The sequence below is a fragment of the Hymenobacter saemangeumensis genome (assembly GCF_039541835.1).
Classification (GTDB): domain Bacteria; phylum Bacteroidota; class Bacteroidia; order Cytophagales; family Hymenobacteraceae; genus Hymenobacter; species Hymenobacter saemangeumensis.
The window spans coordinates 110,414-116,435 of record NZ_BAABGZ010000078.1 but is presented as its reverse complement, the minus strand read 5'-3'; the positions used below and the strand labels follow the sequence as shown (position 1 = coordinate 116,435).

Sequence of the window (6,022 nt, the reverse complement as noted above, 5' to 3'; positions counted from 1 at the left end):
GAAAGCGCGTCACCTCTTTGTCGAGAAACAGCTTCTTGCCTTGCATCTTCCCTCTACGAAAACTGGTTCTGCAACAGCCACGAACGTATTTCTGTACAATCTAGCCACCCACCCGTGGCCCGAGAAAGCGAAGCCAAAACCAGCCGATTTGGTACAGAAAACTTGTTCAGTAATCAAAGTACAAATATGGGTACCTTCGCAACGGATAAACTGTACTTTGACCCATGAAAATCGGCTACGCCCGCGTCTCCACCCGCGACCAGAATCTGGAATTGCAACTCGATGCCTTACACAAGGCCGGGTGTGAAACCATCTTCCAGGAACAGGCTTCCGGAGCCACCAAAGCCCGCCCGGAATTAGACCGCCTTTTGGCCAGCCTGCGCAAAGGCGATACCGTCTATATTTATAAGCTCGACCGCCTGGGCCGCTCGCTCAAGCATTTGCTGGATATGGTGGCCGAACTCGAGTTTCGGGGCGTGGGCCTGGTCTCGCTGACCGATGCCATCAACACGACCTCCGCCCAGGGCCGGCTCGTGTTTAACTTGTTCGCCTCGCTGGCTGAATTTGAACGGGAACTGATTCGCGAGCGCACCCACGCCGGGCTGGCTTCGGCGCGGGCGCGGGGCCGGGTGGGCGGCCGCCAGCGGGGCCTCTCCGAGCAGGCCGAACGCACGGCCATCATCGCCGAGACGCTCTACCGCGAGCAACAGCTCGGCGTCAACGAGATTGCCCAGCGCCTGAACATCTCCAAGGTTACCCTCTACAAGTACTTACGTCACCGAAAGGTGGTCATCCATGCCCACCGCAAGACGGCCGCGGCCAAGGCTGCCGATTAACTTTTGCACTAAACTTTTAGCCAAGGCCAACTTTGGCCCCTAAGGACCCTGTTTTTCTGTTGCTACGAAGACGCAAGGGGAAAGCGTAAATTTAGTTGAAAGTTTTACCTCATCTACCTCACCTCACATGAAAACAACTAAAATTCTGGCTGTCACCTTACTCACTGTATTACTTGTTGGGATTGGCTCTTATTGCCATGCGCAGGGGCCATTACTTGACTTGGGATTTTATCCTACTGCGCTTTTCTCACCAGGGCGAGCCGTTCAAGTTGTTCAGCAACCAGATGGCAAGCGCATTATTCTGGGTGATTTCCGTTTCACGGCAGGCACCAGCGTATCTGCTGGCTTGGTTCGTTTGCTTGCGGGGAGTAATCAAGTCGACCAGATATTTGCTACAAATACAGCTGGGTTACAAGGAACAATTGACCAAGTTTTACCCTTGTCTAATGGGCGACTCCTGCTTGTTGCGCGCGGAGGGGGATTTCTAACACTAGGAGGGGTATCCCGGGTTGCGCTAATGCGTTTAGAAGCTGATGGTACACCTGACCCCAGTTTTAATGTGGGCAGCGGTTTTAATGGTGCCGTACAGCATCTGCTGCTACAGCCGGATGGAAAAATTCTAGCTACTGGGCTGTTTACGCAAGTCAACGGGCAACCGATGGAATACGTGGCTCGGTTAAATGCCAATGGGAGCATCGACACGGGCTTTCACATTCCAAATGGCGGTCTGAATGGGGCGGGCACTAGGCTGGCACTACAGGCTGATGGCAGAATAATAATCGCAGGGGATTTTACTACAGTAGGTGGCCAACCGGTTAACCGCATCGCTCGCTTGTCAACAAGTGGAGGACTGGATACCAGTTTTACTCCTCCCACTATGCCTGCTGCTGTTTATGTTGCGGGCTTTGGCGTACAGCCCGATGGCAATGTACTGGTAGCGGCCGGGCTCAATTCGGGAGCGTCCGGCAACTGGTTACCACTGATGCGGTTGCTACCTACAGGTTTGGTTGACCCTACTTTTCAAACAGGCAGCAATTTTAACCGATGGTTTTTTAGCTTTCTATCTAGTACAGAGCCTGTCATACTGCAGTTAGACGGCAAGATATTGGTTGGTACAGAAGCATCAACCTACGATGGAGCTGGCATTGGGCGGGTGGTTCGGCTGCTGCCAAGCGGATTGTTGGACAATTCTTTTACAAGCGTTACGTCTTTACTGAACGAAGACTTAGCCCCGTCTTCCTTGCAAGCATTAGGTAACGGCCAAATTTTAACAAATACCGCGCTTTTAAACGGAAATGGTAGCCGGGATATAAGTTTTGCCCCACCCATTCAGCAACTGGGTCAAGTACGTGCGGTCGTGCGGCAGCCAGATGGAAAATACATCGTCGGCGGCAACTTCAACGAGATAAATGGCTTAGCTGCGGCTAACTTGGCTCGTCTGCATTCTGATGGCAGCCCCGACGCAACCTTCACAGCAACGGCTAACGGGTTAGTCAATACGCTGGCATTGCAACCGGACGGCAAAGTAGTTGTAGGCGGCAGGTTTGACCAATTGAGCGGTGGCCCTAGGCTAGCTATTGGTCGACTTCTGCCAAACGGAGCATTAGATAATTCATTTGTTCCATCTTCGCAATCACTGCCTCTGGGGACTCCCTATGTGCGCCAAGTAGCCTTGCAGCCGAATGGCCACGTACTTGTTTTGGGTCAATTCAATTTAGTGGGCCCTAACAATGTTCAGTATTTAAGCCGATTAAATGGGGCAACTGGTTCAGAAGACTTGAGTTTTCAGCCCGCTGAGCCCGCTGACGTAGAATCTTTATTGGTCCAGCCAGACGGTCGAATTGTGGTAGCCGGTCAAACGACCCTAATGAATCAATCCGTTTTGGTCTGGCGCATGCTTCCTGATGGCCCACGAGACCCGGGGTTTTCCTTAACCCCTGTCACGGCTCCGCGTGCTGGAGGCACCTTGGCCCTCGATGCCGCCGGAAATATCTACGTGGGTGGCTATTTTACTTCGTACGGTACCGTTCCGACTGCGGGTGTGGCAAAGCTCCTGCCTAGCGGAACAGTAGATGCCGGGTTTATTGCCCGTCTGACAGGGGTTGTGAATCTGAACTGCCTAGCAGTACAGCCCAATGGCCGCGTGCTACTAGGCGGCTCTTTTCTTCCGTCCTCACCGAGTGGCAATGCTGGCACACTACGGCTCCTGGCAGATGGCACTAGCGACATGACTTATACTGGTGCCAGTGGACCTAATGCGAATGTGGAGCAACTAATTGTTCAGCCCGATGGAGCGATTGTTGCAGCTGGCTCCTTTACCCGGGTAACAGGGGATGAAATTGCCGGGTTAACTCGTTTAGTGGATTTTAATGTGCTTACAACGAAAGCCCGGCTGGCACATCCTAGGGTGCAGGTCTGGCCCGTTCCTACTCAAGGCCTATTGCATTTGTCGATCCCAGCTGATACTCAGGTACAACAGATTTGTCTTTTGGATTTACAAGGAAAAACTGTTTTGCGGGTGCCCACCAAGGCATCTACACTAACTCTAGATGTTCGAGGACTCAGCGCAGGAGTATATGTGCTTAAAATAGTACTTGCGTCCGGTACGGAACTGGTAAGGATACAAGTACAGTGAGGTTTTGAAGCTGTTTAATAACAAGAAGGCCGACGCATCAAATGCGTCGGCCTTCTTGTTGTAGCTAAACGAATGGTATGACTACCGGGAATGGTCAACTACGATTTGCTTGGTAATGGCATCGCCTTTGTCGCCAATAATACGCAGGAAGTAGATTCCGTTGGCTAATGACTTGGTGTCAATTTCTACGGCTTGTTTGGTTGCTGAACCGCTGTAGCGAACTAGCCCCGTTTTATCGAGTAGTTCGACTTTGTATAGTACTGAATGTCGCGGTGCTGTTGCACGGTTGTCGGCTGCGTCGAGACCAGCTACCATGTAGGGGTTAACTACGACCTTTTCATTTGCTGGATTGGGATAAACACCTAATTCAGTAGATGTAAAGGGAGTAGGCTCGTTTGAAGCAGCTCGCATGTAGTTGCTGGCGAAGATGGATACCCAGCCCTGTATGAAATCCGTGTGTGTTTGCGAACATGAGCAGCCTAGGCTGCAGTTGTAAAAATCTACTCGATAATAGTAGTCGCCATCCACACAGCCTACGCCATTGTCGTCACGGCCATCCCACTGAATCTGGCCACCAATAAGCCCAACGGAATTAATTCGGGTGTCAGTGTAGCTACGCTCTAGCTTCTTTACGCCCCATCTGTCAAATATGCGCAACCTGTACCCGTAGGCATTCAATGGGCCAGTACCACGGTTAGGAGTGTTGTCGCGAATCTGCCAGGTATCATTTATGCCGTCACCATTCGGGGTCAGAACATTAGTTGCCCAAGCGCTGATAGCACCTGTGATAATAGGAGTCACGAGGACCCTTGCAATTGCGAATTGGTAAGGGTTTGTGCCCTCATCACGAACTGTTACTTCGAATTCCGTGGGTACTTGGGGCGACACACTGATGGATGCTGTGTTGCCAAGCGTGACATTGCTAGACGGGTTAGCACTCCATGAATACTTAAATGGGCCAACACCATTACATACTGAAGCAGTAATGATGCGGGGGCCGCAATCATTAGCTCTAAAGTTCTGGCGAATCAGGTTTACCGAAAAACCAGGAACGAGCGAGCAAGGGTCGACACCAGGCCCGTCTTTGAGTTGAGGTTGAGAAGATGTGGAAATTGGTTGAATTGCTACCTTGGCATCTTGGGCATCGACACTACCTGACAGGAACATACCTGCCAAGAAAAGAGTCGTAGTCAAGGTAGATACAGTCCGTTGCCAAACTCGCGACGAATAATGAGCCATTTGTGATTGAGTGAAAGGTGTTTTCATTAGAGAAAAGGTGTACGGTGAGGGTTAAGGGTTTATGGTGACTGGAAAGATTTCTGTAACAGACTTGGTGTTTGTCGTATTAAAATAGGTTATGAGCCGTGCGTTGCCGCTAATAGCTCCAGCAGGTACTATTACTTGTAAACTGCTGCTACTTGCTGCGCGAATGGAAGCTTGTATTACAGTGTTGTTTGCTCCAGGAAACAGCACCGCACTCTCTGCGGGGTTTGCCTTAAAGCCTTGGCCACTAATGTTGATGACATCGCCAGCCCTGCTACTAGCCGGAGCGACCGACACAATCTGGGGATAAAGCGGAGACTTGAGTAAAACTGCTCGTGAGCAGCTCCGGGTGCCTGTTTTTACAAATACTTCAGCGGCAGGTACTTCTGCCGTCGTGAACGCGTTGGCTGGTACGACAACTGATAAGGCGCTGGATGAGGCCGAGAGAATGGTGCCTGGGAACCCATTAAAGGTGACTTCGTTTCGGCTGGGAACCGCACTGAAGTTACAACCAGTCACCGTCACCGTCATGCCTTCCGCAGCAATAGCTGGCTCAACAGCGGTAACGGTCGGATTAGGTTCAGGCTCTTGCTTGTTGCAAGCGCTTAGAGCCGATGCAAAGGCAATAAAGGGAACTACAAGGGCTTTCTGGTACTGAATGATAATATTTTTCATAATGAGTAGAGGATTAAACTAGGCTTTCGCCTGTTAAAAAGGTGGCCAAATATAAATATAATCAAGTGATCTATTGCAAATAACATTGTATTTAATAGGGCTTCCGCACCAAATATCAGGCAATCTAGAGTAGGTACTCATGTCGTAGGCTGCTTGTTTTCGCTTTCGTTTAAGGCTAATAGGCTGTGGGTCCTGGGTCAGCAAGTAGAGGGCGGTTTTGCGTAAGATGTTGGCATTAAGGGTTGCATGGTCTGCTCGTAAGCGCGACTGGTCTTCCTTAAAGGTCAGGTCCAACTGTCAATGCAACTGGTATTCTATGGCCAACTCCTACTCCCAGCATCACCCGCTTTATCTGGTGCTGCGCGAACTGGGCCGAGCCTTACGCACGGAGTTTTTGCTCTCTACATGGACGAGCAGAACCTGCGCAAGCGCATCAACGACCAACTCGGCAAGTTGGAAATTACCACCCAGGTTGTCCGCGCCGTGTTTTATGGGAAGAACGCGCAGTTCCACTATGCTGGCGGGAAAAGCAGCAGGTCGCAGATAACTGCAAATGGCTCGTGCAAAACGTGCTTATGTGCGTGAATTGCTTGTACCTGAACCAGCAGTTGTT

The 6,022-nt window shown here is 50.9% G+C and carries 6 protein-coding genes; 4 read left to right on the top strand and 2 right to left on the bottom strand.

Going from position 1 to position 6,022, the window contains the following annotated elements:
• The 3 genes from ABD919_RS20470 to ABD919_RS20460 all read left to right on the top strand — a co-directional run.
• Positions 1–228: hypothetical protein (locus ABD919_RS20470; RefSeq protein ID WP_345237935.1), on the top strand; the 228-nt coding region annotated here is incomplete at its 5' end.
• Positions 225–836 (top strand): recombinase family protein, encoded by a 612-nt coding sequence (locus ABD919_RS20465; protein ID WP_425556426.1) that lies wholly within the window; start codon positions 225–227, stop codon positions 834–836. The genes ABD919_RS20470 and ABD919_RS20465, both read left to right, overlap by 4 nt.
• Positions 837–963: 127 nt before the next feature.
• The gene (locus tag ABD919_RS20460; RefSeq protein ID WP_345237934.1) at positions 964–3,471 is read left to right on the top strand and encodes a T9SS type A sorting domain-containing protein; all 2,508 of its coding nucleotides are present in this window, start codon (positions 964–966) and stop codon (positions 3,469–3,471) included.
• An 81-nt stretch (positions 3,472–3,552) separates the two neighbouring features.
• Here ABD919_RS20460 and ABD919_RS20455 read toward each other — a convergent pair whose 3' ends face one another.
• Together ABD919_RS20455 and ABD919_RS20450 are read right to left on the bottom strand one after the other, a co-directional pair.
• Positions 3,553–4,737 (bottom strand): T9SS type B sorting domain-containing protein, encoded by a 1,185-nt coding sequence (locus ABD919_RS20455; protein WP_345237933.1) that lies wholly within the window; start codon positions 4,735–4,737, stop codon positions 3,553–3,555.
• A 24-nt stretch (positions 4,738–4,761) separates the two neighbouring features.
• The gene (locus ABD919_RS20450) at positions 4,762–5,409 is read right to left on the bottom strand and encodes an IPT/TIG domain-containing protein (protein WP_345237932.1); all 648 of its coding nucleotides are present in this window, start codon (positions 5,407–5,409) and stop codon (positions 4,762–4,764) included.
• Between the two features lie 405 nt (positions 5,410–5,814).
• On the opposite strand from ABD919_RS20450, the gene ABD919_RS20445 reads away from it, so the two are divergent.
• A complete protein-coding gene (locus tag ABD919_RS20445) occupies positions 5,815–5,994 on the top strand; it encodes a hypothetical protein (protein WP_345237931.1) in 180 nt (59 codons plus the stop codon).
• Positions 5,995–6,022: the final 28 nt, after the last annotated feature.